This window comes from Bradyrhizobium diazoefficiens (genome assembly GCF_016616235.1).
GTDB lineage: Bacteria > Pseudomonadota > Alphaproteobacteria > Rhizobiales > Xanthobacteraceae > Bradyrhizobium > Bradyrhizobium diazoefficiens_H.
In genome coordinates, this window is the sequence record NZ_CP067100.1 from 4,073,938 (window position 1) to 4,097,091 (window position 23,154).

Below are 23,154 nucleotides of genomic sequence, written 5' to 3' on the forward strand. Positions count from 1 at the left end.
CGATTTGGGGGATAGTGGTCCGCATGTGCGGGATTGTCGGCATTCTCGGGCGCGAGCCGGTTGCAGAGCAATTGGTGGATTCGCTCAAACGTCTCGAATATCGCGGCTATGACTCCGCGGGCGTCGCCACACTCGAAGGCAAGCGTCTCGAGCGCCGCCGCGCCGAGGGCAAGCTGAAGAACCTGGAGAAGCGGCTGGAGGCCGAGCCGCTGAAGGGCACGACCGGCATCGGCCACACCCGCTGGGCCACCCATGGCAAGCCGACGGTCAACAACGCCCACCCGCATGCGACCGAGCGTGTTGCCGTCGTTCACAACGGCATCATCGAGAATTTCCGCGAGGTGCGCGAGGAGCTCGAGAAGAAGGGCACGGTGTTCCACACCGAGACCGACACCGAGATCGTGCTGCATCTCGTCGACGCTCTCTTGACCGGCGGCAACAAGCCGGTGGAAGCGGTGAAGCTGGCGCTGGGGCGGTTGCGGGGTGCTTTCGCGCTCGGCTTCATCTTCGCCGGCGACGACGACCTCATGATCGGCGCTCGCAACGGCCCGCCGCTCGCGATCGGCTATGGTGACGGCGAGATGTATCTCGGCTCCGACGCCATCGCGCTCGGCCCGTTCACCGACACGATCAGCTATCTCGAGGACGGCGACTGGGTCGTGCTGACCCGCAACAGCGCCACAATCTTCGACAAGGACGGAAACGCCGTCCAGCGCGACAAGATCAAGCACGCCGCATCGACCTCGCTGGTCGACAAGGCCAATTACCGCCACTTCATGGCGAAGGAGATCCACGAGCAGCCGGAAGTGGTCGGCCATACGCTGGCGCGCTATGTCGACATGGCGACCGAGCGGGTCTCGCTGCCGGTCAAGCTGCCGTTCGACTTCAAGACCATCCAGCGCATCAACATCACCGCTTGCGGCACCGCGAGCTACGCCGGCATCGTTGCAAAATACTGGTTCGAGCGCTTCGCGCGCCTGCCGGTCGAGGTCGACGTCGCCTCCGAATTCCGCTACCGCGAGGCGCCGCTGCGCAAGGGCGATCTCGCGATCTTCATCTCGCAATCCGGCGAGACTGCCGACACGCTGGCCGCACTGCGCTACGCCAAGGCCGAAGGCGCGCATACCATTGCCGTCGTCAACGTGCCGACCTCGACCATCGCGCGCGAAAGCGAGACCGTGCTGCAAACGCTGGCCGGCCCCGAGATCGGGGTCGCTTCGACCAAGGCCTTCACGTGTCAGCTGATGGTGCTGGCGAACCTTGCGATTGCGGCCGGCAAGGCTAGAGGCGAGTTGTCCGACGAGGACGAGATCAAGCTGGTCCATGGCCTCGTCGAGATCCCGCGCCTGATGGCGGATGCGCTCACCACCGAGCTTCAGATCGAGAAGCTCGCGCACAGGATCGCCAAGTCGCGCGACGTGCTCTATCTCGGCCGCGGCACCAGCTTCCCGCTCGCGCTGGAAGGCGCGCTGAAGCTGAAGGAGATCTCCTACATCCATGCCGAAGGCTATGCCGCCGGCGAGCTCAAGCACGGGCCGATCGCGCTGATCGATGAGACCATGCCGGTCGTCGTCATTGCGCCCCATGACCGCGTGTTCGAGAAGACCGTCTCCAACATGCAGGAGGTCGCCGCCCGCGGCGGCAACATCATCCTGATGACGGACGCCAAGGGTGCGGAGGAAGCAACGGTCGAGTCGCTCGTCACCATCGTCATGCCCGACATGGCGGCGGCGTTCACGCCGATGGTCTATGCCGTGCCCGTGCAGCTGCTCGCCTATCACACCGCGGTCGTGATGGGGACCGACGTCGACCAGCCGCGCAACCTCGCGAAATCGGTGACGGTGGAATAGGCAGAACGGACCAGGCCGCGCTCTTCCAAAACCTGCTAGAAGCCCCTAGCTTGTGTGCTGCGACCGACCTGGAACCCGAATGACCACCCGCGACGACGTGCCTGCGCCTCTTGATCCCGTACCGGAGCCGCATACCGGCCTCATGGGCCGTTTCCGGAGATATTTCCTGACGGGCCTCGTTGTGACGGGGCCGATCGCGATCACCCTCTATCTGGTCTGGTGGTTCGTGACCTGGGTCGATGGCGTGGTGCGGCCGTTCGTGCCGCTGGCCTACCGGCCCGAAACCTATCTGCCTTACGGCGTTCCCGGCTGGGGACTGATTGTCGCATTCTTCACGCTGACGTTGGTCGGCTTCCTCGCCGCCAACCTGATCGGCCGGACGCTGGTCGATGTCGGCGAGACCTTCCTCGGCCGGATCCCGGCGGTACGCGCGATCTATCGGGGCCTGAAGCAGGTGTTCGAGACGCTGTTCTCGGGCAAGGGCTCGAGCTTCCGCAAGGTCGGCCTGGTCGAGTTTCCCTCGCCGGGCATGTGGTCGATCGTGCTGATCTCGCAGTCGCCGAACGAGGACATCGCGCGCAGCCTGCCGGGACAGGAGGAACATGTCTCGGTGTTTCTGCCGTGCTCGCCGAACCCGACCACCGGCTTCTTTTTCTATGTGCCCAAGAGCAAGATCATCGAAGTCGATCTCACCGCCGAGGACGCTGCGACCCTGATCATGTCGGCCGGCGTGGTGCAGCCGGGCTCGGCGCCCGATCCGAAGAAGGCCGCTGCGCTCGCGGGCATGGCGAATGCGGCGCGCATCGCCAATGCCTCCACGCTCCAGCCCGCGCCTGCGAAGGCGGAGTAGGCCATTCCCGTGCTGGGTGGCCGCGTTCACGCAAGAGCTTTCGTCCTCTGCTATTCTTCCGGTTGAGCGAAACGCCTCGCTTGGAACGCGATCCGGAGTGCACGATGTCCAAAACCATAGCGATCCTCGCGCCCGGTGCCATGGGCAGCGCCGTGGCCCGCCGCCTCAGCGAGAACGGCGCCCGCGTCCTGACGTCGTTGAAGGGACGAAGCGAAGCCACGCTGAAACGCGCCGCGGACGCCGGCATGGTCGGTGCCGAGGACGAGGCGATCGCGGAGGCCGACATCATCCTCTCGATCGTGCCGCCGGGCGAGGCGGTGGCGCTGGCGGAGCGGCTGGCGGCGCTGATCGTCCGGCGCGAGAAGAAGCCGGTCGTGGTCGACTGCAATGCCGTCAATGTCGACACCGTGATGCGGATCGAGGAGATCATCGGCTCGGCGCAGGCGCCGTTCGTCGATGGCGGCATCATCGGGTTTCCGCCGCAGCCCGGCGGCAAGAGTCCGGCCTTCTACATGTCCGGCGAGCACGCCAGGGACGTCGCGGTGCTGAAGGACCTCGGTCTCGACGTGCGCATCGTCGAGGGCCCGGTCGGCGCGGCGTCGGCGCTGAAGATGTCCTATGCCGGCATCGTCAAGGGCCTCGCCGGCATCGGCTCGGCCATGGTGGTTGCGGCCACGAAAGCAGGCGCGGCGGACGCGCTGCGCGACGAGCTGGCGCTGAGCCAGCCCGCCATCCTGGCGCGGCTCGAGGTCGCGCTGCCGGACATGATCCCGAAGGCCTATCGCTGGGTTGCGGAGATGCGGGAGATTTCCGGCTTTCTCGGCGCCGATCATCCGGCCAGCCAGATCTACGAGGGCTTTGCGCGCTGGTTCGAGCATCTCGCCGCAGACGCAAATGGCGAGGCGGTGGATGCGGAATTGCTGAAGGCGTTTGCCGCGCGGATCGCGAAGAATCCCTGATCGGCCAGTTTCACTCGCCTTGCACTGAAACGGACTCCACAAAGCCCTGAATGTCCCGGTCGCGCCTCAAACGCACGACCGGAACATCCGGGCCATACTGGAGCCGCTCGGCCTCGATGACGGGCACGCGCTCGACATCGTAGCGCCACGCCTCCTTCATCAGCTTCCAGTCGAACTGTTCCAGGCACCCGTCCGGCAAATCGGGCCGGCCGTTGTCGCGACCGAAGGCGGAGCGCCAGAGAATGCGCCACTGGCAGACCCAGCGCGGGCGGTCGATCACAACAAGAACGTCAGCGCGTGCGATCGTGATGTCGAAGACGAGACCCGAGAAGCTGCCGTCAACGACCCAGGCATCGCCCGCGGTCGCATCAGTGACGCGTGCCCGAAAACCTGCTGTGTCCGAAGGCGTCCAGCCCGGCCGCCAGTACAGCACGTCGAGATGCACCACGGGCAATCCGAGCTTTCGCCCAAGCCTCAGGGCGAGACTCGTCTTTCCGCTCCCCTGGGAGCCAACGACGATGATCCGGCGCATGGAAGCAGGATTTCACAGAGTGAGGCTCGGTGAAAGAGCGCGCCTTCGCGGCCCGCTTATTACCTCGCGTGTAATTGAGCCAATCCGCAGCCCGACTAGTCTCCCGCTCATCCTCCGCCGGGGCGCCCATGAGCCTCCGGTCGGACGCGTATCACCGCATGAGGAGAGAAGAATGCAAGTCGTGTTCACGAAGAAGGAGCCACCGCAATGGCTGCTCGATATGTGGAAGGAGATCGACGACAAGACGTTTGGACAGGGGTTCGATTGCTTTGCGGAGGATGCGGTCTGCAATCTCGGCGTCGCCGACTGGAAGGGGCGGGAAGCGATCCGCGCCAATCTGAAGGCTTTCATCGACACCGGTTTCACGGCGCTGCATCACGTCACCGAATATTGGGATGCCGGCACTCTGAAGGTGTTTCGCGGTGTCGTGGACATGAGGCCCGACGATCCCTCGATGAAGGCGGTGCATCCGACGATGATGCATTTCTTCTACATGGACGAGCGGGACGAGACCAAGGTGAAGCACTGGGTCGGGGCCGTCGGTCCGGTCGCCTTCGGTTGATTGTCCGCCATTGGCGACCCAAATGGTGCCTCGGGGCGATCCCGGGGCACCGGCGCCCGCGCGTCGACGACGCGGCAGCATCGAAGGATCGTTCGACAATGAAAGTCACAGCCAGCGCCCTCAAGACACGCGCGACGTCCGCGGGCGCGCTGCTGCGTCGATGGCGGGACATTCGCGGCAAGACGCAGCTCGATTTGTCTTTCGATGCCGGCGTCTCGCAAAAGCACATCAGCTTCGTCGAGAGCGGTCGCAGCATCCCGAGCCGCCAGATGCTGCTCGATCTTGCCCAGGCCCTCGACGTGCCCTTGCGCGAGCGAAACGAATTGCTGCTGGCCGCAGGCTACGCCCCGTCCTATTCCGATCCCGCGCTGGGCACGTCTGCCATGACCAGCATCAATCGCGCCCTGCAACGGATGCTGCATCAGCACGAACCGTTTCCGGCCATCGTCATGGACCGCCGCTGGAACGTGCTGATGACCAACGAGGCCGCGCCGCGTCTGTTCAACTGCTTCATCGACCTGTCGGCGCGGCCGAGCCCGCGAAACCTGCTGCATCTCATGTTCGATCCGGAGGGGATGCGCCCCTTCATCGCGAACTGGCCGCAGACCGCCCGCAGCCTGCTTGCGCGTGTCCATCGCGAGGCGGTCGGGCACGTCATCGATATCCGGACGAAAGCGCTGCTGGAAGAGCTGTCGCGATACCCCGGCGTGAAGCCGGAATGGCGCGCGCCATCGGCCTCGGACGCGATGCCGATGATCCCGCTCAGCTTCGTCAAGGACGGCGTGATGCTCGACTATTTCTCCCTGATCACGACGGTCGGGACGCCGCAGACCGTGACGGCTGAAGAGCTGCGGCTCGAGTGCATGTTCCCAGCCAACGATGCGACTGAAGCCGAGCACGGCAGGTTCTTGCGCGCACATGCGGGGTGAGCGGCGTTGCCACGGGCCGATTCCATCGACGCGTGCCGAGCTCCACCCACATCGTCATTGCGAGCGTAGCGTGCTCCAGCTAGCCGGCCCCGATCAGCGGGATCGCCTCATCCCGTTCGTAAAGGTACAGCAGGCACCGCAGCGCTTCGCCGCGCTCGCCCTTCAGCTTCGGATCGTCCTTCAGGATCCGCAGCGCCTCGTCTCTGGCCTGGGCGATGAGCTGGCCGTGCACCTCCGGGCGCGCGATGCGGTAGCCGGGCAGGCCGCTCTGGCGCACGCCGAGCACGTCGCCTTCGCCGCGCAGCTTCAGGTCCTCCTCGGCGATGCGAAAGCCGTCGGTGGTCTCGCGGATCACTTTCAGCCGCGCCTTCGACATCTCGCCGAGCGGCTCGCTATAGAGCAGAATGCAGGTCGAGGCCTCCGAGCCGCGGCCGATGCGGCCGCGCAGCTGGTGCAGCTGGGCGAGGCCAAAGCGTTCGGCGTTCTCGATCACCATGATCGTTGCGGCCGGCACGTCGACGCCGACCTCGACCACGGTGGTCGCGACCAGCAGCCCAATCTCGTGGGCGGCGAACTGACCCATCACGCGGTCCTTCTCGGCGCCCTTCATCTGGCCGTGGACGAGGCCGACGCGGTCGCCAAAGCGCTTTTGCAGGCTCTCGAAACGTTTGGTCGCGTTGGTCAGGTGCTCGGTGCCCTCCGCTTCGGATTCCTCGACCAGCGGGCAGATCCAGTACACCAGCTTGCCGGAGTCGAGCGCGCGGCCGACGCCGTCGATGACCTCGCCGAGCCGGCTCATGGCGACGGCGCGGGTATCGATCGGCTGCCGTCCGGCGGGCTTCTCACGCAGCTCCGAGATGTCCATGTCGCCGAAATAGGTCAGCACCAGCGTGCGCGGGATCGGGGTTGCGCTCAGCACCAGCACGTCGACCGCTTCGCCCTTCGAGGTCAGCGCGAGGCGTTCGCGCACGCCAAAGCGGTGCTGCTCGTCGACGACGGCAAGCGCCAGATCGCGGAAGATCACGTGGTCCTGGATCAGCGCATGGGTGCCGACGAGGAGATCGATCTCGCCTGCTTCAAGTTGCGCCAACAGCTCGCGCCGCTCCTTGCCCTTCTCTCGGCCGGTGAGAATGGCGACCCGCATGCCCGCGCGTTCGGCGAGCGGCGCGATGGTCTTGATGTGCTGGCGCGCCAGAATTTCGGTCGGCGCCATCAGCGCGGCCTGCTTGCCGACTTCGGCCACGGCAGCGGCTGCGAGCAGCGCGACCACGGTCTTGCCCGAGCCGACGTCGCCCTGGAGCAGGCGCAGCATGCGCACCGGCTGCTTCAGGTCCTCGGCGATGGCGGCTGCGGCGCTGCGCTGGGAGGGCGTGAGCGCATAGGGCAGGGCGTCGATGATCTTGTTGCGCAGCTGCCCGTCGCCGGCATTGCGCACGCCGGCGGGACGGCGCAGTTGCGCGCGGATCAGGGCGAGCGCGAGCTGGCCGGCGAGCAACTCGTCGAAGGCGAGGCGGGACCAGAACGGCTGGTCCGGCAAGATGTCCGTGAGCTCGACAGGCTGGTGCACGCGGTTGAGCGCGTCCGCTATGGGCGGAAAATTGCAGCGCCGCAGCACGTCCGGGCTGATCCACTCCGGCAGGGTCGGCAGCTTCTGCAACGCCTGCGCGATCGCGCGGCGGAGCGAGCCGAGCGCGAGGCCCTCCGTCAGCGGATAGACGGGATCGATGCCCGAGAGTTTTGAGATCGCCTCCTCGTCGAGCACGCGGTCGGGATGCACGATCTGGGCGATGCCGTCGTACATCTGCAGCGTGCCGGAGACGTAGCGCTTCTCGCCGACGGGCAGCAGCTTCTCGACATAGCCGGGCTTGGCGCGGAAGAAGGTCAGCACGACGTCGCCGGTATCGTCGCTGGCATAGACGAGGTACGGCGCGCGCGAATTGCGCGGCGGAGGCGGGCGGTGGCGATCGACGGTGACCTCCAGCGTCACCATGGTTCCCTGGGCCGCGTCGCGGACCTTCGGCCGGGCGCGGCGGTCGATCACCTGGCTCGGCAGATGCAAGAGCAGATCGACCAGCCGCGGCGTCTCGCTCCGGCTGAGCAGATACTGCAGCAGCTTCTCCTGCTTCGGACCGACGCCAGAGAGGCTGGTCACGGGTGCAAACAGCGGATTGAGCAGGCTGGGGCGCATGGAGGCGAATCTAGGATCGTTTCGGCTCGTCTTGCCCGGCTTTGTGCCGGGCATCCACGGCTTTTTTCCTGTCCGCGTGCGGACGGGGGGCCATGACAAATCGAGGGCTGACACGCGCAGTTCCAGTAGCTATATCAGCCCGGCCCGGCACGTCCGGGCTTTCTGCGTTTGACTGGATTTGAGACATGACGGGAACGACACGATCGAGCAACGGCCTGGACGACCGCCGCAAGCGGCTCCTGTTCCGCTGCTGGCACCGCGGCACGCGCGAGATGGACCTGATCCTCGGCCGCTTCGCGGACGCCGAGATCGGCAAGCTGTCCGATACCGAGCTCACCGAGCTCGAGACCCTGCTCGAGGTCAACGATCCCGATCTGTATGCCGCCATCACTGGTGACAAGGTGCTGCCGGCCGACGTCACCGGCGCGATCTTCGCGCGCATCAAGGCGTTTCCGGTCGCGGACGGCAACGCATGAAGCCGGGGATGAAATCGCCGGCCGAGCTGCTCACGCCCGGCCGCGCGCTGACGCTTGCCAATGTCGCCGAGGGCGCCGAGGGCCTGATCGTCTCCGATCTCGCCCGGGCCATCGCGGCGCGGCCGAAGAAGCCGGCCGTGAGCCTTGCCGTGGTCTGCCGCGACGGCGCGCGGATGCAGCAGCTCGAACGGGCGCTCAGATTCTTCGCGCCGGATCTGCCGGTGCTGACCTTCCCGGCCTGGGACTGCCAGCCCTATGACCGCGTCTCGCCGCATGGCGGCATTCTGGCGCAACGCCTCACCACCCTGGCAAGGCTCGCCTCGCTCACCGGCAGCGACAAGCCGCTGATCGTGCTGACCACGGTGAATGCCGTGGTGCAGCGCGTGCCCGCGCGCGAGCTCGTTGCGGCGCAGGCGCTGTCGGTCGCACCCGGCAATGTGGTGCCGATGGACACCATCGTCGCATGGCTCGAGCATAACGGCTACAACCGCTCCTCGACCGTGCGCGAGCCCGGCGAATACGCCGTCCGCGGCGGCATTCTCGATCTCTTCCCGGCCGGACTCGAACAGCCGGTCCGGTTCGACTTCTTCGGCGACAGCCTGGAATCGATCCGTTCCTTCGACGCCGAGACCCAGCGCACGCTGCTCGACATGCGTTCGCTCGATCTCGTGCCGGTTTCGGAATTCCAGCTCGTCACCGACACGATCCGCAGATTCCGCATGGGCTATGTCGCCGAGTTCGGCGCGCCCGAGCGCGACGATTCCTTGTACGAAGCCGTCAGCGAGGGCCGCCGCCATCCCGGCATGGAGCACTGGCTACCGCTGTTCCAGGACCGGATGGACACGCTATTCGACTATCTGCAAGGGGCGGTGGTTGCCATCGAGCCGCAGGCCGAGGATGCCGTCCGCGAGCGCTTCAAGCAGATCCTCGACTATTACGAGGCCCGTCGCGATGCGATGGAGCATCCGGGTGGCGGCGCCATCTACAAGCCCCTGCCGCCTGACAGGCTTTATCTCACCGACGAGGAGTGGGCCAAGCGCCTGGGGGATATTCCGTTGGCACGGCTGACGCCGTTCTCGGTGCCGGCTGACGGCAGCAGCGTGGTCGATGCCGGCGCCCGCAAGGGCCGCGATTTCGCGCCGGAGCGCAACGACACCACGGTCAACGTGTTCGAGTCCGTGGTCAGCCACGTCATGGCCTTGCAGGCTAGCCGCAAGAAGGTCGTGATCGCGCTTTGGACCGAAGGCTCGCGCGACCGCATGACCTCGATGCTGCGCGACCACAAGCTGACCCACACCACCAGCGTCAACTCCTGGCGCACGGTGCAGGCGACCCCGCGCAACGAGACCATGCTCGCCGTGCTCGGCCTCGAGAGCGGTTTCGAGACCGACGAGATCGCTGTCATCAGCGAGCAGGACATTCTCGGCGACCGCCTGGTGCGGCCGCGCAAGGCGAGCCGCAAGCTTGACAATTTCATCTCGGAGGTGACGAGCCTTACCGCCGGCGACATCGTCGTCCACGTCGACCACGGCATCGGCCGCTTCATCGGCCTGCAGACCCTCGACGTCGCCGGCGCGCCGCATGACTGCCTCGAGCTGCATTATGCCGCCGAGACGAAGCTGTTCCTCCCGGTCGAGAACATCGAGCTGTTGTCGCGCTACGGCTCCGACCAGACCACGGTCGAGCTCGACCGACTCGGCGGAAGCGGCTGGCAGAACCGCAAGGCGAAGCTCAAGAACCGCATCCGCGAGATTGCGGGCGAATTGATCAAGATTGCCGCCGAACGGCAGTTGCACGATGCGCCGAAGCTGCCGGTGCAGCCGGGCCTCTACGACGAGTTCTGCGCGCGCTTCCCCTATGACGAGACCGAGGACCAGCTGGGGGCGATCGAGTCCACGCTGAAGGACCTCGAAAAGGGCCGTCCCATGGACCGGCTGATCTGCGGCGACGTCGGCTTCGGCAAGACCGAGGTGGCGTTGCGCGCGGCCTTCGCTGTCGCGCTCGAAGGCAAGCAGGTCGCGGTGGTGGTGCCGACCACGCTGCTGGCCCGTCAGCACTACAGGACGTTCAGCGAGCGCTTCAAGGGCTTCCCAGTCAATGTCGCGCAGGCCTCGCGCCTGGTCCCGACCAAGCAGCTCAACGAGGTCAAGAAGGGCCTCGCCGACGGCTCGGTCGACATTGTCGTCGGCACCCATGCGCTGCTCGGCAAGGCCATCAAATTCCGCGATCTGGGCCTGCTCATCGTCGACGAGGAGCAGCATTTTGGCGTCAGCCACAAGGAGCGGCTGAAGGCGTTGCGCGCCGAGGTGCACGTGCTGACGCTATCGGCGACGCCGATCCCGCGCACCTTGCAACTGGCGCTCACCGGCGTGCGCGAGCTCTCGATCATCGCTTCGCCCCCCGTCGACCGCCTTGCGGTCCGCACCTTCGTCGCCCCGCACGATCCGCTGATGATCCGTGAGGCGCTGCTGCGCGAGCGCTATCGCGGCGGCCAGGCCTTCTATGTGGTGCCGCGCATCGACGACCTCGCCGAGGTCAAGGATTTCCTCGACAAGAACGTGCCGGAGATGAAGGTCGCGGTCGCGCATGGGCAGATGCCACCGGCCGTGATCGAGGACATCATGACCGCGTTCTATGACGGCAAATTCGACATCCTCTTGTCGACCACGATCGTGGAATCCGGCCTCGATATTCCTAACGCCAACACGCTGATCGTGCACCGCGCCGACATGTTCGGCCTCGCCCAGCTCTACCAGCTCCGCGGCCGCGTCGGCCGCTCCAAGCTGCGCGCCTATGCGCTGTTCACGCTGCCGGCGCAGCAGAAGATCACCGCGCAGGCCGAGCGCCGGCTCACCGTGCTGCAATCGCTGGAGACGCTCGGCGCCGGCTTCCAGCTCGCCTCCCACGACCTCGACATCCGCGGCGCCGGCAATCTGCTCGGCGAGGAGCAGTCCGGCCACATCAAGGAGGTCGGCTTCGAGCTCTACCAGTCGATGCTGGAGGAGGCGATCGTCAACCTCAAGGCCGGCGTGGCCGAGCCCGCCGCCGACCGCTGGTCGCCGCAGATCACCATCGGCATGCCCGTGCTGATCCCGGAGGATTACGTCGGCGATCTCTCGGTGCGGCTGTCGCTGTACCGACGTCTGGCCGATCTCGACACCGAGGAGGAGATCGAGAACTTCGGCGCCGAGATGCGCGACCGCTTCGGCGTGCTGCCGGACGAGGTGCGCTACCTGTTCAAGGTCGCCGCGATCAAGGCGTTCTGCCGCAGAGCCAATGTCGAGAAGATCGACGCGGGCCCGAAGGGCGCTGTCATCGTCTTCCGCGACAATTCCTTCGCCCATCCCGATCGTCTTGTGACCTTCATCCGCAGCCATGGCCAGGCCGCCAAGGTGCGGCCCGACATGAAGGTGGTGTTTTTGCAGGACTGGGAGACGCCGGAGGAGCGCCTCGCCGGCACCACGGAGATCATGCGCCAGCTGGCGCAGCTTGCGGAGAGCAAGAAGGCGGCTTGAGGGGACGCTCTCGCCACGTCATTGCGAGGAGCCCTTGCGGCGAAGCAATCCAGAATCGTTCCGCGGAGACAGTCTGGATTGCTTCGCTGCGCTCGCAATGACGGTGCTTGTTGCGACAACCCGCGAAAAACTACGACGCCGCGCGCGACGCATCCGCCGACAGCCGGGCCAGCAGCGACCTCGCCGTATCCGACGGCGATAGCGAGTCCACGCTGACCACGGGATCGCTGCGCATCTCGTGCTTGCCGTTCGAGGTGTGGCGCATCACCGCCGACAAGCGGCGCGCGATCATGTGCGCGGTGCGGAAATCGGTCTCCGCGAACACGACGATGACCGAGCCGTCCTTCTGCGCCGCGCCAAAATCCATCTGCCGCATCAGGCGGCTGAGGATGCGCGCGGCATCGAGCTGGGCACGGGAGTTGCCGGGGTCGAAGGCGAACCGCGCGACCGAGAGGCCGCCGCCGCGCGCCAGCGTCTGCTCGACCGCCTTGGCGAAATCGCGGGCAAAGGCTTCCACCGTGAGCAGGCCGCTGCGCGGATCGAGCCAGCCGCCGGCGTCGATCGAACGCAGCGTGCGGCTCAGCTGCGCTTCCATCGCGTGCTGGCGGATCAGGGGCAGCGCGTTGGCGGCGACTTTTACCGGCTCCCCCGGGATCAGCTCGAGATTGGGCAGGTCGTAGGTCTGGGTCAGCTGGTGGACGGTGACGATCACGGGCAGGCTGCGGAAGCGGGTGTCCTCGGCGAGCACCGTGAGAAAGGCATCCGTCACGCGCGCCGTAAAACCCTCGGCGAGCACGACGCCGTCGAGGTCGCGGGTGTTGAGATGCTTTGCCGCAGCCTCGATCGAAAGCGCGCCGACGACGCCGACGCGCTCGCCGAGCGCGACGGAGAGCGCCGGGTAGGCCGCGCCGCGGCCGATCAGCAGCACGGTGGCATCGCGCGCCGGATCGCTCTCCGGCAGCGTGACTTTGGCTTCCGGCAGCCGGCGCAGCACGGTGGCATGAAGGGTGCGCACGCGCAGTGCGGCGCGGAGCCGCGCGATCAGGCGATCGGAATTGCCGCCGCGCGAGGTGAAGGGCAGGGCGTTGTGCGGCAGCGTGCCCGCCGCATCCATGGCCACGAAGGGCACGTAGGGCAATTGGTCGGCGATCTTTCTGGAGAGCCCAGCCATATGCGGCTCGTGTCCCGCATGCATCGCGGCGAGGACCGCGGCAGGCTGCACCTGCTCGACCGCGCGCGCCGCGCTGGCCCAGTCCGTCTCGACCACGGGAAACAGCCGGGCCTCGTCCAGCGCCGCAATGAAGGGCGGCCGTTCGGCATTGGACACAAACAGGATCGGGCCCGCCTGGGACATCAAAAGACTCTGATCACGCAACAGATGCTGCGCAATCTAGTCCGGGCGCCTTAATGCAGCGTCAATGCTGAGCGCGAAACTGCGGCTAGACCGGACCGGAGCGGTCGCGAAAAGCCTCGACCATCAGGGGGTTAAGCCCGAGTTGGCTGAGCGCCTCGCGGGCCCTCGCATTGTCCTGGGCTCGTCCTGCGAGCCGGTGGCCGGAAAGCCGGTCGGGCAGCGCGGTGAGCAGGGCGCCCTGGCCGAGCCGGCGCGCCCATTCCTGGAGGTCGTTGGAGAGGAAACGGTAGCCGCCGACGGCCATGAGACCGGATGGCGGGGCGGTAATGCAGATCGCGCCGCTCTGGCGGTCGATCCGCGCCGCGTAGCCGGTGTCGACATAGTCGCGCGGCGGCTGCGCCGTCAGCGTCTCGCCGACCGGCTGCGGCGGGGCATAGGCTGCGATCGGCACCATCGGTCCGCGCAGGCCGAGCGTGCCCTTCGGCGTCAGCAGGATCTCGCCGGCGATGGAGGACCCGGACTGCTCGCGCGGGGCGCCGTGCGGCCCCGGCATCACTGCAACGGGCATGCCGTCCTCGCCGCGGCGGGCGCCGAACAGTCCCGCCTCGCCGAACAGGTAGACATCGGTCAGCGGCGCATGCGGGGCGATCCAGGCATCGCTCGCCGCCACTTGCTCGGGTGCCCGCCACAGGCCGATGACGTTGCGTAAGGTCGGCAGTCGTGCCGCGAGGTCGGAATCGGCGAGCCGCAGCGCGAGTTGTGCCGGCGCGACCAGCACCGCGCATTCATGCGCGTTGATCTGCTGCTCCAGCACGTCGTTCTCGAACGGATGATGCAGCGCCAGCGTGCCGCCCGAGAGCAGCCACACCGCGAGCGAGGAGGCGAGGCCCGCAAACGACATCGGCGTGAACGCCGCCATCACCGTCGCGCCCTGCCTGATGTCGGCCTCCAGCGACATCGCAAGGCCGCCGGCGATCAGGCTGAAGTGCGGCCGCGGCACCGGGCGGAAACCTTCCGCGGTGACGTCGAAGGAGATCATCGCCGCCTTGCGGCCGTCCTGGATCACGGCGCGCGTGGTGCCGGGCGGGCGGGCCAGCACGTCATCGAGCGAGGCCATGCCTTCGGGCAAATCGGTACCGAAGCCGCAGACATGGCGGATCGAGAACGCCTCGGCGGCGGCATGCATCGCGAGGTCGGCATAGCTGACGCCGTCGATCTTGCTCATGGTGACGATGGCGCGCGCCGCGGTGCGATTCAGCGCGGCCGTCAGCTCCGCATGGCGCCACAGCAGCGGCAGCACGGCGACGACGAGCCCGGCGCGATGGGCCGCGAGCACGGTCAGCACGAACTCGACCGTAGCAGGCAGCTGGATCGCGATGACGGAATTGGCCGGCAGGCCCGATTCGACGAAATGCGCCGACAGCGCCTCGATGGCGGTATCGGCCTCGGCATAAGTCAGCCGCCGCGGCTGGTGACCGGTCACGCGGGCCTTGTTGAGCGGATCGAGCAAAGCGAGCGCGTGCGGCTGCCGCAGCAGCGTGCGCTGAAACAGCGTGTCGAGCGTCGGGGATATTGCTGGCTGGTTCACGGCGTCACTTCGTTTGAGTGGCTCTAGGGCGGCCCCTTCGACCACCAGGTCTCCGGCAGATAGCCGGACAGCGCGGTGGCCTCGGGCCGTTCTATCCGATTCCAGCGCGCGATCCATTGCTCGGATACGTTAAACAGGGGGATTGTGTAGAAGCCCGCGATCAGGGCGCGGTCGAGCGCCCGCACCGCCGAGACGAATTCCGTATGATCACGGGCCTCCAGCAGCGCGGCGATCATGGCTTCGATCGCGGGGTCCTTGGCGCCCATGTAGTTGCGGGTCCCCGGATGGTCGGCTCCGGCGCTGCCCCAATAGAAATACTGCTCGTTGCCTGGCGAGAGCGACTGATCCCAGCGATTCTGGATCATGTCGAATTCGTAAGCGAGCCGGCGCTGGTCGAACTGCACGGGATCGACCGTGCGGACTCTGGCCTCGATGCCGGCGCGCTTGAGGTCGCGCTGGAACGCGAGCGCGATGCGCTCCTGGTCGCGGGTCGTCACCAGCATCTCGAAAGTGAAAGGCGCTTTTGTCTTGCGGTTGCGCAGCACGGTTCCGTCGAGATCCCAGCCGGCCTCCGACAGGAGTTTCAACGCGGCGCGCAGAGTGGTGCGGTCGCGCCCCGAGCCGTCGGTGACGGGCAGGCGGTAGCTGCCGTCCATGATGTCGGGCGGGATTTGTGCGGCGAAGGGTTTCAGCAATTCGCGCTCGCGCGCATCCGCAGCCCGGCCGTAGGCGGAGAGATCGGAACCTGCGAAATAGCCGGCGACGCGCGAATAGAGATTGAAGAAGTAGTTGCGGTTGACCAGCTCGAAGTCGAACAGCAGCGTCAGCGCCTGGCGCACCCGGATGTCGGCGAAGATCGGCCGCCTCGTGTTGAACACCAGGAATTCCGAAGGCTGCGGCACGCCCGGCTTGATGGTGTCGCGGATCACCTCGCCGCTTCTGGCTGCGGGAAAATCGTAGCCGTCGTGCCAGCGCAGCGGCTCGGGCTCGACACGGAAATCATAGAGGCCGCGCTTGAAGGCCTCGAACTGGCCGTTGGCCTCGCGGTAATAGTCGAGCCTGATCTCATCGAAATTGTAGAGCCCGCGATTGATGGGGAGGTCGCGGCCCCAATAGTCGGGGTTGCGCGTCAGGGTGACGCTGGCGCCGGGCTTCACGGCCGTGACGCGGTAGGGGCCCGAGCCGATGGGGCCGGTCAGCGTCGTCTCCTCGAAGCTCGCGACGTCGACCGCATGCTTCGGCAGGATGGGCATCAGGCCAAGGATCAGCGGCAGCTCGCGGTCGTTGGCGCCAGTAAGATCGAAGCGGATGGTGAGGGGATCGGGCGCCCAGGCCTTGGCGACCTTGGCATAGTACTGCCGCAGGTTCGGACGCCCATGGTCGCGCAGCAGCTGCCAGGAGAACAGCACGTCTTCGGCCGTTACCGGCCGGCCGTCGGAGAAGCGGGCGCGGGGATCGAGGTGGAACGTGACATAGCTCCGCTCGTCGTCGGTCTCGACAGTCTTTGCGAGCAGGCCGTAGAGCGTGAACGGCTCGTCCTGGCCGCGCGCCAGCAGGCTCTCCACGACGTAGCTGCGGATTGGCTGCACGGCCAATCCCTTGACGATGAACGGATTGAGGCTGTCGAAGGTGCCGAGAATGCCCCAGACCAGCCGGCCGCCCTTGGGGGCATCCGGGTTGACGTAGGGCATGTGGGTGAAATCGGCCGGCATCGCCGGCTTGCCATGCATGGCGATGGCATGGGCTTCCTCAGCCCGCGCGCTGCCTGCCAGGCTGATGATGAGCGCGAAGGCGAGACTGCAAAGGCGGACAGCAAGGCCCTCGAGCAGGCACTGGAACATGGACATTCGGACACGTTGATTCGAGGACCGGTCGCCGTGAATCCTATCACAGGGATTTTCCCGGAGCGCAGGCCAAGGCGGGGCTTGAGGCGCGGTCAAAGACGCTTGTCGGCATTGATCTTTTCGTCGGCCACGTTAAGAAGGCACCCAATCGCGCAAGAGCGTCGAACCCGTCACTTATCCGCCTCAATTGACGGGGAGAGAGCCGCACCCAAGGCGGCTAGGTTCGGCGCTTCGGAGCGGTTCGGGCACTTCCCGTTCAGAAAGGGTTTTCCGCAATGAATTTCCATGACTTGGCCGCGTCCATCCGGCCGCGCGGGCGGCTTCTCGCCCTGTTGACGGCGACGGCGTTGGTCGTTCCGTTTGCCGCCGAGGCCCAGGCTCCTGCTCCGGGTGCGCCCGCGCCCAAGGCGACGCCGAAAGCCGCTCCGAAGGCTGCCCCCAAGGCTCCGGCGCCGGCCGCCCAGGCGCCCGCGCAGCCGGCCCCCGCCCAGCAGGGTGCTCCGGCGCAGCAGGGCGCCGCCCAGCCGGCAGACCAGCAGATCCAGCTGATCTACGCCCCCTGGACCAAGTTCTGCCTCAAGGGCCAGGACGCCAATGCCAAGCAGGTCTGCTTCACCGGCAAGGACGGCCGCATCGAGTCGGGCCAGCCGGTGATCGCCGCCGTCATCATCGAGCCGGAAGGCGAGCCCAAGAAGATCCTGCGCGTGACGCTGCCGCTCGGCATGCAGCTCGTGCACGGCACCCGCATCATCGTCGATGGCAACGCGCCGCTGCAGCAGCCTTATGTGATCTGCTTCCAGAACGGCTGCATGTCCGACTACGAGGCCACGCCCGAGCTCATCAACAGCATGAAGAAGGGCCAGAACCTCGTTGTCCAGGCCATCAATGCCAACGGCGCGCCGCTGACCCTGCCGCTGCCGCTCGCCGGCGAATTCCAGAAGGCCTATGACGGTCCGCCGACCGATCCGAAGGTGTTCGAAGAAAACCAGAAGAAGCTCCAGGAAGAGCTTCAGAAGAAGGCCGACGAGCAGCGCAAGAAGCTCGAGCAGCAGGGCGCGGCTCCGGGCGCAGCGGCCGCCGGTCAGAAATAATCGGGACCGGATTCCGGATATGAAAAAGGCGCTCGGATGAGCGCCTTTTTTGTTGGCCGTTTGCCGGCTGCGAAACCTCAGTTCAGCGACGGGTTGCGCGGGCGATAGCCGCCGTCCTTGTTCTTGATGAAGATCTCGGCGACCTGGGAATGCCGGATCGGCTCGCCGGACTCGTCGGGCAGCAGGTTCTGCTCGGAGACGTAGGCAACGTACTCGGACTCCGCATTCTCCGCGAGCAGGTGGTAGAACGGCTGGTCCTTGTGGGGCCGCACGTCCTCGGGGATCGACAGCCACCACTCCTCGGTGTTGTTGAATTCCGGATCGATGTCGAAGATCACGCCCCGGAACGAGAAAATCCGATGGCGCACGACCTGTCCGATCTGGAATTTGGCGGTCCGCGTTTTGATCATCCCCCGTCGATAGACCAGGATTGTGGCCGATGCTAGTGGCCTGATCCGGAATTAACCTTCGCTTCCGGGGCGGATAGCCCCCAAGTCTTTAGAAAACACTTCATCAATGGTCGATATCCTCAATCTGGCTCTACCTTATTTCGGCCTGATCTTCGTCGGGTTCGCCTGCGGCAAGGTCAAATCGCTGCCGGAATCGGGCCTCGCCTGGATGAACTTCTTCCTGCTCTACGTGTCGCTGCCGGCGCTGCTGTTCGCGATCATGTCGAAGACGCCATTCGCGGAATTGAACAACCCGCCGTTCCTGGTGGCGACGACGCTGTCGACGGTCGCGGCCTTCACCCTGGCGCTGGTCGTCGGCAAGGTCCTGGGCCGCCTCACGCTACGCGAGGCGACGCTTGCAGGCCTGTCCGGCGGCTACGGCAACATCGGCTACATGGGTCCTGGACTGGCGCTCGCGGTGCTCGGGACCAAGGCGGCGGCGCCGACCGCGCTGATCTTCTGCTGCGACAGCATCTTCCTGTTCACGATCGTGCCGCTCTTGATCGAGCTCTCCGACCGCGAGCATCCCTCGCTGGTGCATGCCGTCGGCGTGGTGCTGAAGCAGATCGTGCTCAACCCGCTGATCATGTCGGCGTGCTTCGGCGCGGCCGTAGCCGCGCTCCATATCGAGCTGCCGGTTGTGCTCGACCGCACCATCACCTTCCTCCAGAACGCAGCCGCGCCGACCGCGCTGTTCGTGCTCGGCGTGACGGTGGCGCTGCGTCCATTCGACCGCGTGCCCTGGGAGGTGCCCGGCGTGATCGCGATAAAACTCCTGATCCATCCGCTCACGGCGTTCGGCCTGATGCTGGCGTTCGGCCCGTTCGCGCAGCCCTGGGCCGCGACCGCGGTGCTGATGGCCTCGCTGCCACCGGCGCTGAACGTGTTCGTGATCGCCCGGCAGAACGATGCCTGGATCGAATCCGCCTCCGTCGCGGTGCTGCTCGGCACCTTCGCGTCGGTGATCACGCTGACCAGCGTGATGTGGGCGATCCAGACGGGGCGGCTGGCGTTTCCTTAGGAAACGCTCGCCAAGCTACCTTCGCCAGGTCGGCGTCAGCCCCTCGCGCATCGCAAAGCGCCGGAGCGGGCCGATGGCGCCTAACAGGTGCATGCCGACGGCGCGGACCGGCTGGAGCGGCAGGAAGTCGTTGAGCAAAGAGCGATTGGCGATGTCGATCGCGAAGGTCCGGCTCAAGATGTCAGGCCGCCGGGCCCGATCGTAGCGCTTGAGCACCTCATCCGCGCCGGGGTCCTCACCCGACGCGATGGTCTCGCCGGCGAGCCTGGCGATGTCGGCGGCATCGCGAAGGCCAAGGTTGAGGCCTTGGGCGCCGATCGGCGGAACCACATGGGCGGCTTCGCCGACCAGCGCGACGCGGCCGCGGCCGAAGGATCTTGGGCGTTCGATCGCCAGCGCGAACAGGTTGCGGCCGGGCTCGACCGTCATGCGTCCCAAGATCGAATGCGACTGCTTCTCGACCGCGGCGGACAATTCATCATCGCTCAAGCCGCGAAGCCGCTCGGCCTCCGCCGGCGCCGAGACCCACACGATGCTGGAGCGATTACCCGGCAGGGGCACGAACACGCAGGGGCCGTACGGCGTGTGGAACTCGGTCGAGACGTTGCGGTGGGGGCGGGCATGGCCGACGTTGAAGGTCAGCGCAGTCTGGTTCAATTCGCGCCGGGTCACCGCGATGCCGGCGGCTTCGCGGCACAGCGAATGCCGGCCGTCGGCGCCGACCACGAGCCGGGCCGAAAGGAATTGCGCGGACGCCGTGCGGATCGCAACGTCGTCGGCTTCGATCACGACGCTTTCGGCCTCGTCGTCGAACCGGACGACCTTGGGCAGCTCAGTCGCGCGCGCCTCCAGCGCCAGCATCAGCGAGCGGTTGTCGATGTTGTAGCCGAAAGCATCCAGCCCGATTTCGTGACAGGAGAACCGGACCTCGGGGCTGCGGAACAGCCGTCCGGTGTCGTCGACGAGCCGCATGACCTGCAGCGCGGCTGCCTTGTCCTTGCAGCGGGGCCAGACGTCGAGGCTCTCCAGCAGATCGACGGAGGCACCCAGCAGCGCGGTGGTGCGGTTGTCTGCATAGGGCACGCGGCGCGCCACCAGCGCGGTCCGCGCGCCGGCCTGCGCCAGCGCAATGGCCGCGCCAAGTCCGGCCGGTCCGCCGCCGATCACGGCTGCGTCAAAGAGCGTCGATGCGTCTGTCATGGACTGACAATTGACACGCTCCGCGGCAAATTCAAGCCCAGCTATTTTTCCCTGATTTTGTGGCGAATTGTGCGACCGCGCGCCGCAATGGCTTATGTGCAAACCGGCCCCATTCTGATAGCAAAAGCCATGGATACCCAAGAGGATTCCCTGAAGCCGAGACCGGCGGTCCGCGCCGCGGCCTTCTCGGTGCACATCTTCACGGCCTTCGGCGCGGCGATCGCGCTGCTGGCGATGCTCGAGGCCGTGCGCGAGCACTGGGCGGCGATGTTTCAGTGGCTGGGCGTTGCCCTCATCATCGACGCGATCGACGGTCCGATCGCGCGCCGGCTCGACGTCAAGACGGTGCAGCCGAACTGGTCCGGCGATGTGCTCGACCTCGTGGTCGATTTCGTCACCTATGTCTTCGTGCCGGCCTATGCGATCGTGGCCAGCGGTCTGCTGCTGCCGGTCGCAGCGCCCTTGCTCGGCGTCGCCATCATCGTCACCAGCGCACTCTATTTCGCCGATCTGCGCATGAAGGCGGAGGACAATCATTTCCGCGGCTTTCCGGCACTGTGGAATGCGGCAGCGTTCTACCTGTTCCTGCTGCACTGGCCGCCGCTGTGGTCGACGCTGCTGGTCGCGGCACTCGTGGTGCTGACCTTCGTGCCATTCCACGTGCTGCATCCGGTCCGCGTCGTGCGGCTGCGCTGGCTGACGATGTCGCTGATCGCGATCTGGGCCGTGCTCGGCCTCTATGTGCTGGAGATGGACTTTCGCGTCGGCGTCGGCGTGACGGTCGTGATGTGCGCCATCGCGCTCTGGATCAGCTTCAGCGACGCCGTGATCCGCCTGGCAAGATCTTTCGCATGATGCACCTCATCACCAGCCCCGAAGCCTGGGCCGCGCTGCTCACTTTGACTGCGCTCGAGATCGTGCTCGGCATCGACAACGTCATCTTCCTGTCGGTGATCGTCTCGCGCATCCCCGAGCAGCAGGCGCTCCGCGCCCGCCAGATCGGCCTCGCGCTGGCGCTGGTCTTCCGCATCATCCTGCTCAGCGTCCTGGTTTGGCTGATCGGCCTGACCGCGCCGGTGTTCTCGCTCGCAGGTTACGACTTCTCCTGGCGCGATCTGATCCTGATCGGCGGCGGCCTTTTCTTGATTGCGAAAGCGACGCACGAGATCCACGCCGAGGTCGACGCCGATGACGGCGAGGGCGGTCAGAAGTCCGCCGGCAGTGCCTTCTTCTGGGTGATCGTCCAGATCATCGTCATCGACATCGTGTTCTCGCTGGACTCGATCATTACCGCGATCGGCATGGCGCAGGATATCGAGATCATGATCGCGGCCGTCGTGATCGCCTGCCTGATCATGTACGTTTCGTCCGGGCCGGTGGCGCGATTCGTCGCGGCGCATCCGACCACCAAGATGCTGGCGCTGGCGTTCCTGGTGCTGATCGGCGTCGCGCTGGTCGCGAACGGATTCCAATTTCACATTCCGCGCGGCTACATCTATTTCGCAATTGCGTTCTCGGCGGCGGTGGAATTCTTCAACGTGCTGGCCAAGCGTAACCGCAAGAAGGCCGGCAAGCCCTCCGCCTAGTGGTTGCGACCAGCGCCGAGTTGACAAGATCGGCGCGATGTCTTTCGCTTAGCCGAAAGAAGAGGAGGTCAGGGATGACCAAAGCCGTCCGCGTGCACAAGGTCGGAGGCCCCGAAGCCCTGGTCTATGAGAGCGTCGAGGTGCCGGCGCCGGGCCCCGGCGAGGTGCGCATCCGCCAGCATGCGGTCGGCCTCAACTTCATCGACGTCTATTACCGCACCGGCCTCTACAAGGCGCCGGGGCTGCCCTTCATCGCCGGCAACGAGGCCTCGGGCGAGGTCACAGCGGTCGGGCCGGGCGTGACCAATTTCCATCCCGGCGACCGCGTCGCCTATTACCACAATCTCGGCGCCTATACCGGCGAGCGCAACATCCCCTGGGAGAAGCTGGTCAAGCTGCCCGACCACATCACCCACGAGCAGGGCGCCGTGCTGATGCTGAAGGGGCTCACGGTCTGGTACCTCCTGCACAAGACGTTCAAGGTCGAGCCGCATCATCGCGTGCTGATCCACGCTGCGGCCGGCGGCATTGGCCTGCTCGCGTGCCAATGGGCAAGGGCGTTAGGGGCCCATGTCATCGGCACCGTCGGCTCGCGCGAGAAGGCCGAGCTTGCCGAAGCCAATGGCTGCGATCACGTCATCCTCTACAACGAGGAGGATTTTGTCGCGCGCGTGAAACAAATCAGCCGCAACGAGGGCTGCGACGTCGTCTATGACGGCGTCGGCAAGGCGACCTTTCCGGGCTCGCTATCCTGCCTCAAGCCGCGCGGCATGTTCGTTTCGTTCGGTAACGCGTCAGGTCCGGTGCCGCCGTTCTCGATCGCCGAGCTCAACACTCACGGCTCGCTGTTCGCGACGCGGCCGAAGCTCAACGACTATATCGGTACGCGCAAAGAGCTGCTGGAAGGCGCCGACACGCTGTTCGCCGCCGTCATTAATGGCAAGTTGCACGTGCCGATCAACCACGCCTATGCGCTCAAGGACGCCGCCAAGGCGCATATCGATCTCGAAAGCCGCAAGACCACGGGCGCGTCGATCCTGAAGCCGTAGGTATTCCGTCATTCGCTGTCCCGGACGCGCTGCAGCGTGCAACGCTGCTGCGCAGAGCCGGGACCCAGATGCGGCACAAGATGCAGAGAGATGGGCCCCGGCTCTGCAGCG

General features: G+C 66.2%; 19 protein-coding genes. 12 read left to right on the forward strand and 7 right to left on the reverse strand.

What is annotated here, in order from left to right:
- The first annotated feature begins 23 nt into the window (after window positions 1–23).
- The 3 genes from glmS to JJB99_RS19360 all read left to right on the forward strand — a co-directional run bounded on the left by glmS (window position 24) and on the right by JJB99_RS19360 (window position 3,659).
- Window positions 24–1,850 (forward strand): glutamine--fructose-6-phosphate transaminase (isomerizing), encoded by a 1,827-nt coding sequence (glmS, locus tag JJB99_RS19350; RefSeq protein ID WP_200493933.1) that lies wholly within the window; start codon window positions 24–26, stop codon window positions 1,848–1,850.
- Between the two features lie 79 nt (window positions 1,851–1,929).
- Window positions 1,930–2,700 carry a DUF502 domain-containing protein gene (locus JJB99_RS19355; RefSeq protein WP_200493934.1) on the forward strand — a complete coding sequence of 257 codons (771 nt, stop codon included), beginning with the start codon at window positions 1,930–1,932 and terminating at the stop codon, window positions 2,698–2,700.
- A gap of 104 nt (window positions 2,701–2,804) precedes the next feature.
- Window positions 2,805–3,659 (forward strand): NAD(P)-dependent oxidoreductase, encoded by an 855-nt coding sequence (locus JJB99_RS19360; RefSeq protein WP_200493935.1) that lies wholly within the window; start codon window positions 2,805–2,807, stop codon window positions 3,657–3,659.
- 10 nt (window positions 3,660–3,669) lie between these two features.
- Here JJB99_RS19360 and JJB99_RS19365 read toward each other — a convergent pair whose 3' ends face one another.
- On the reverse strand, window positions 3,670–4,191 hold the full coding sequence (locus JJB99_RS19365; RefSeq protein WP_200493936.1) for an AAA family ATPase: 522 nt from the start codon (window positions 4,189–4,191) through the stop codon (window positions 3,670–3,672).
- Between the two features lie 172 nt (window positions 4,192–4,363).
- Between JJB99_RS19365 and JJB99_RS19370 the strand changes: the two genes are divergently transcribed.
- Both JJB99_RS19370 and JJB99_RS19375 read left to right on the forward strand, forming a co-directional pair.
- On the forward strand, window positions 4,364–4,753 hold the full coding sequence (locus JJB99_RS19370; RefSeq protein ID WP_200493937.1) for a nuclear transport factor 2 family protein: 390 nt from the start codon (window positions 4,364–4,366) through the stop codon (window positions 4,751–4,753).
- A 98-nt stretch (window positions 4,754–4,851) separates the two neighbouring features.
- Window positions 4,852–5,682 carry a helix-turn-helix domain-containing protein gene (locus tag JJB99_RS19375; RefSeq protein ID WP_200493938.1) on the forward strand — a complete coding sequence of 277 codons (831 nt, stop codon included), beginning with the start codon at window positions 4,852–4,854 and terminating at the stop codon, window positions 5,680–5,682.
- Between the two features lie 79 nt (window positions 5,683–5,761).
- Here the strand turns inward: JJB99_RS19375 and recG are convergent, their stop codons facing one another.
- Window positions 5,762–7,870, reverse strand: a complete 2,109-nt coding sequence (gene recG, locus JJB99_RS19380) for an ATP-dependent DNA helicase RecG (RefSeq protein ID WP_200493939.1) — start codon at window positions 7,868–7,870, stop codon at window positions 5,762–5,764.
- A 185-nt stretch (window positions 7,871–8,055) separates the two neighbouring features.
- Between recG and JJB99_RS19385 the strand changes: the two genes are divergently transcribed.
- Window positions 8,056–8,346, forward strand: coding sequence for a succinate dehydrogenase assembly factor 2 (locus JJB99_RS19385; RefSeq protein WP_200493940.1), 291 nt, complete (start codon window positions 8,056–8,058; stop codon window positions 8,344–8,346).
- Window positions 8,343–11,861, forward strand: coding sequence for a transcription-repair coupling factor (mfd, locus tag JJB99_RS19390; protein WP_200493941.1), 3,519 nt, complete (start codon window positions 8,343–8,345; stop codon window positions 11,859–11,861). Before JJB99_RS19385 ends, mfd begins: the two co-directional genes overlap by 4 nt.
- A 130-nt stretch (window positions 11,862–11,991) precedes the next feature.
- Here the strand turns inward: mfd and JJB99_RS19395 are convergent, their stop codons facing one another.
- The 3 genes from JJB99_RS19395 to JJB99_RS19405 all read right to left on the reverse strand — a co-directional run bounded on the left by JJB99_RS19395 (window position 11,992) and on the right by JJB99_RS19405 (window position 16,650).
- Entirely contained in the window at window positions 11,992–13,215 is a 1,224-nt protein-coding gene (locus JJB99_RS19395) for a GGDEF domain-containing protein (RefSeq protein ID WP_200493942.1), read from the reverse strand.
- 85 nt (window positions 13,216–13,300) lie between these two features.
- The gene (locus JJB99_RS19400; RefSeq protein ID WP_200493943.1) at window positions 13,301–14,803 is read right to left on the reverse strand and encodes a class I adenylate-forming enzyme family protein; all 1,503 of its coding nucleotides are present in this window, start codon (window positions 14,801–14,803) and stop codon (window positions 13,301–13,303) included.
- A 23-nt stretch (window positions 14,804–14,826) separates the two neighbouring features.
- Window positions 14,827–16,650, reverse strand: a complete 1,824-nt coding sequence (locus tag JJB99_RS19405; RefSeq protein WP_200493944.1) for an extracellular solute-binding protein — start codon at window positions 16,648–16,650, stop codon at window positions 14,827–14,829.
- Between the two features lie 272 nt (window positions 16,651–16,922).
- Here JJB99_RS19405 and JJB99_RS19410 point away from each other — a divergent pair, with 272 nt between their 5' ends.
- Entirely contained in the window at window positions 16,923–17,738 is an 816-nt protein-coding gene (locus JJB99_RS19410; RefSeq protein ID WP_200493945.1) for an invasion associated locus B family protein, read from the forward strand.
- 77 nt (window positions 17,739–17,815) lie between these two features.
- On the opposite strand, the gene hspQ is transcribed toward JJB99_RS19410, so the two are convergent.
- A complete protein-coding gene (hspQ, locus tag JJB99_RS19415) occupies window positions 17,816–18,148 on the reverse strand; it encodes a heat shock protein HspQ (protein WP_200493946.1) in 333 nt (110 codons plus the stop codon).
- A 106-nt stretch (window positions 18,149–18,254) separates the two neighbouring features.
- Here hspQ and JJB99_RS19420 point away from each other — a divergent pair, with 106 nt between their 5' ends.
- Window positions 18,255–19,208: an AEC family transporter gene (locus JJB99_RS19420; RefSeq protein WP_200493947.1), complete on the forward strand. Its 954-nt coding sequence runs from the start codon at window positions 18,255–18,257 to the stop codon at window positions 19,206–19,208.
- Window positions 19,209–19,223: 15 nt separating this feature from the next.
- Here the strand turns inward: JJB99_RS19420 and JJB99_RS19425 are convergent, their stop codons facing one another.
- Window positions 19,224–20,408: a UbiH/UbiF family hydroxylase gene (locus JJB99_RS19425; protein WP_200493948.1), complete on the reverse strand. Its 1,185-nt coding sequence runs from the start codon at window positions 20,406–20,408 to the stop codon at window positions 19,224–19,226.
- A gap of 87 nt (window positions 20,409–20,495) precedes the next feature.
- On the opposite strand from JJB99_RS19425, the gene pcsA reads away from it, so the two are divergent.
- From pcsA to JJB99_RS19440, 3 genes are all read left to right on the forward strand, one after another.
- Entirely contained in the window at window positions 20,496–21,263 is a 768-nt protein-coding gene (pcsA, locus tag JJB99_RS19430) for a phosphatidylcholine synthase (RefSeq protein ID WP_200493949.1), read from the forward strand.
- The gene (locus tag JJB99_RS19435) at window positions 21,260–21,994 is read left to right on the forward strand and encodes a TerC family protein (protein ID WP_200493950.1); all 735 of its coding nucleotides are present in this window, start codon (window positions 21,260–21,262) and stop codon (window positions 21,992–21,994) included. The genes pcsA and JJB99_RS19435 overlap by 4 nt, the downstream gene beginning before the upstream one ends.
- Before the next feature lie 74 nt (window positions 21,995–22,068).
- On the forward strand, window positions 22,069–23,043 hold the full coding sequence (locus JJB99_RS19440) for a quinone oxidoreductase family protein (protein WP_200493951.1): 975 nt from the start codon (window positions 22,069–22,071) through the stop codon (window positions 23,041–23,043).
- Window positions 23,044–23,154 lie beyond the last annotated feature (111 nt).

What these genes read in the sequence shown, in the direction of transcription:
- glmS (WP_200493933.1), top strand. Translation starts at nt 24, where the DNA reads ATGTGCGGGATTGTCGGCATTCTCGGGCGCGAGCCGGTTGCAGAGCAA.
- JJB99_RS19355 (WP_200493934.1), top strand. Translation starts at nt 1,930, where the DNA reads ATGACCACCCGCGACGACGTGCCTGCGCCTCTTGATCCCGTACCGGAG.
- JJB99_RS19360 (WP_200493935.1), top strand. Translation starts at nt 2,805, where the DNA reads ATGTCCAAAACCATAGCGATCCTCGCGCCCGGTGCCATGGGCAGCGCC.
- JJB99_RS19365 (WP_200493936.1), bottom strand. Translation starts at nt 4,191, where the DNA reads ATGCGCCGGATCATCGTCGTTGGCTCCCAGGGGAGCGGAAAGACGAGT.
- JJB99_RS19370 (WP_200493937.1), top strand. Translation starts at nt 4,364, where the DNA reads ATGCAAGTCGTGTTCACGAAGAAGGAGCCACCGCAATGGCTGCTCGAT.
- JJB99_RS19375 (WP_200493938.1), top strand. Translation starts at nt 4,852, where the DNA reads ATGAAAGTCACAGCCAGCGCCCTCAAGACACGCGCGACGTCCGCGGGC.
- recG (WP_200493939.1), bottom strand. Translation starts at nt 7,870, where the DNA reads ATGCGCCCCAGCCTGCTCAATCCGCTGTTTGCACCCGTGACCAGCCTC.
- JJB99_RS19385 (WP_200493940.1), top strand. Translation starts at nt 8,056, where the DNA reads ATGACGGGAACGACACGATCGAGCAACGGCCTGGACGACCGCCGCAAG.
- mfd (WP_200493941.1), top strand. Translation starts at nt 8,343, where the DNA reads ATGAAGCCGGGGATGAAATCGCCGGCCGAGCTGCTCACGCCCGGCCGC.
- JJB99_RS19395 (WP_200493942.1), bottom strand. Translation starts at nt 13,215, where the DNA reads ATGTCCCAGGCGGGCCCGATCCTGTTTGTGTCCAATGCCGAACGGCCG.
- JJB99_RS19405 (WP_200493944.1), bottom strand. Translation starts at nt 16,650, where the DNA reads ATGTCCATGTTCCAGTGCCTGCTCGAGGGCCTTGCTGTCCGCCTTTGC.
- JJB99_RS19410 (WP_200493945.1), top strand. Translation starts at nt 16,923, where the DNA reads ATGAATTTCCATGACTTGGCCGCGTCCATCCGGCCGCGCGGGCGGCTT.
- hspQ (WP_200493946.1), bottom strand. Translation starts at nt 18,148, where the DNA reads ATGATCAAAACGCGGACCGCCAAATTCCAGATCGGACAGGTCGTGCGC.
- JJB99_RS19420 (WP_200493947.1), top strand. Translation starts at nt 18,255, where the DNA reads ATGGTCGATATCCTCAATCTGGCTCTACCTTATTTCGGCCTGATCTTC.
- JJB99_RS19425 (WP_200493948.1), bottom strand. Translation starts at nt 20,408, where the DNA reads ATGACAGACGCATCGACGCTCTTTGACGCAGCCGTGATCGGCGGCGGA.
- pcsA (WP_200493949.1), top strand. Translation starts at nt 20,496, where the DNA reads ATGGCTTATGTGCAAACCGGCCCCATTCTGATAGCAAAAGCCATGGAT.
- JJB99_RS19435 (WP_200493950.1), top strand. Translation starts at nt 21,260, where the DNA reads ATGATGCACCTCATCACCAGCCCCGAAGCCTGGGCCGCGCTGCTCACT.
- JJB99_RS19440 (WP_200493951.1), top strand. Translation starts at nt 22,069, where the DNA reads ATGACCAAAGCCGTCCGCGTGCACAAGGTCGGAGGCCCCGAAGCCCTG.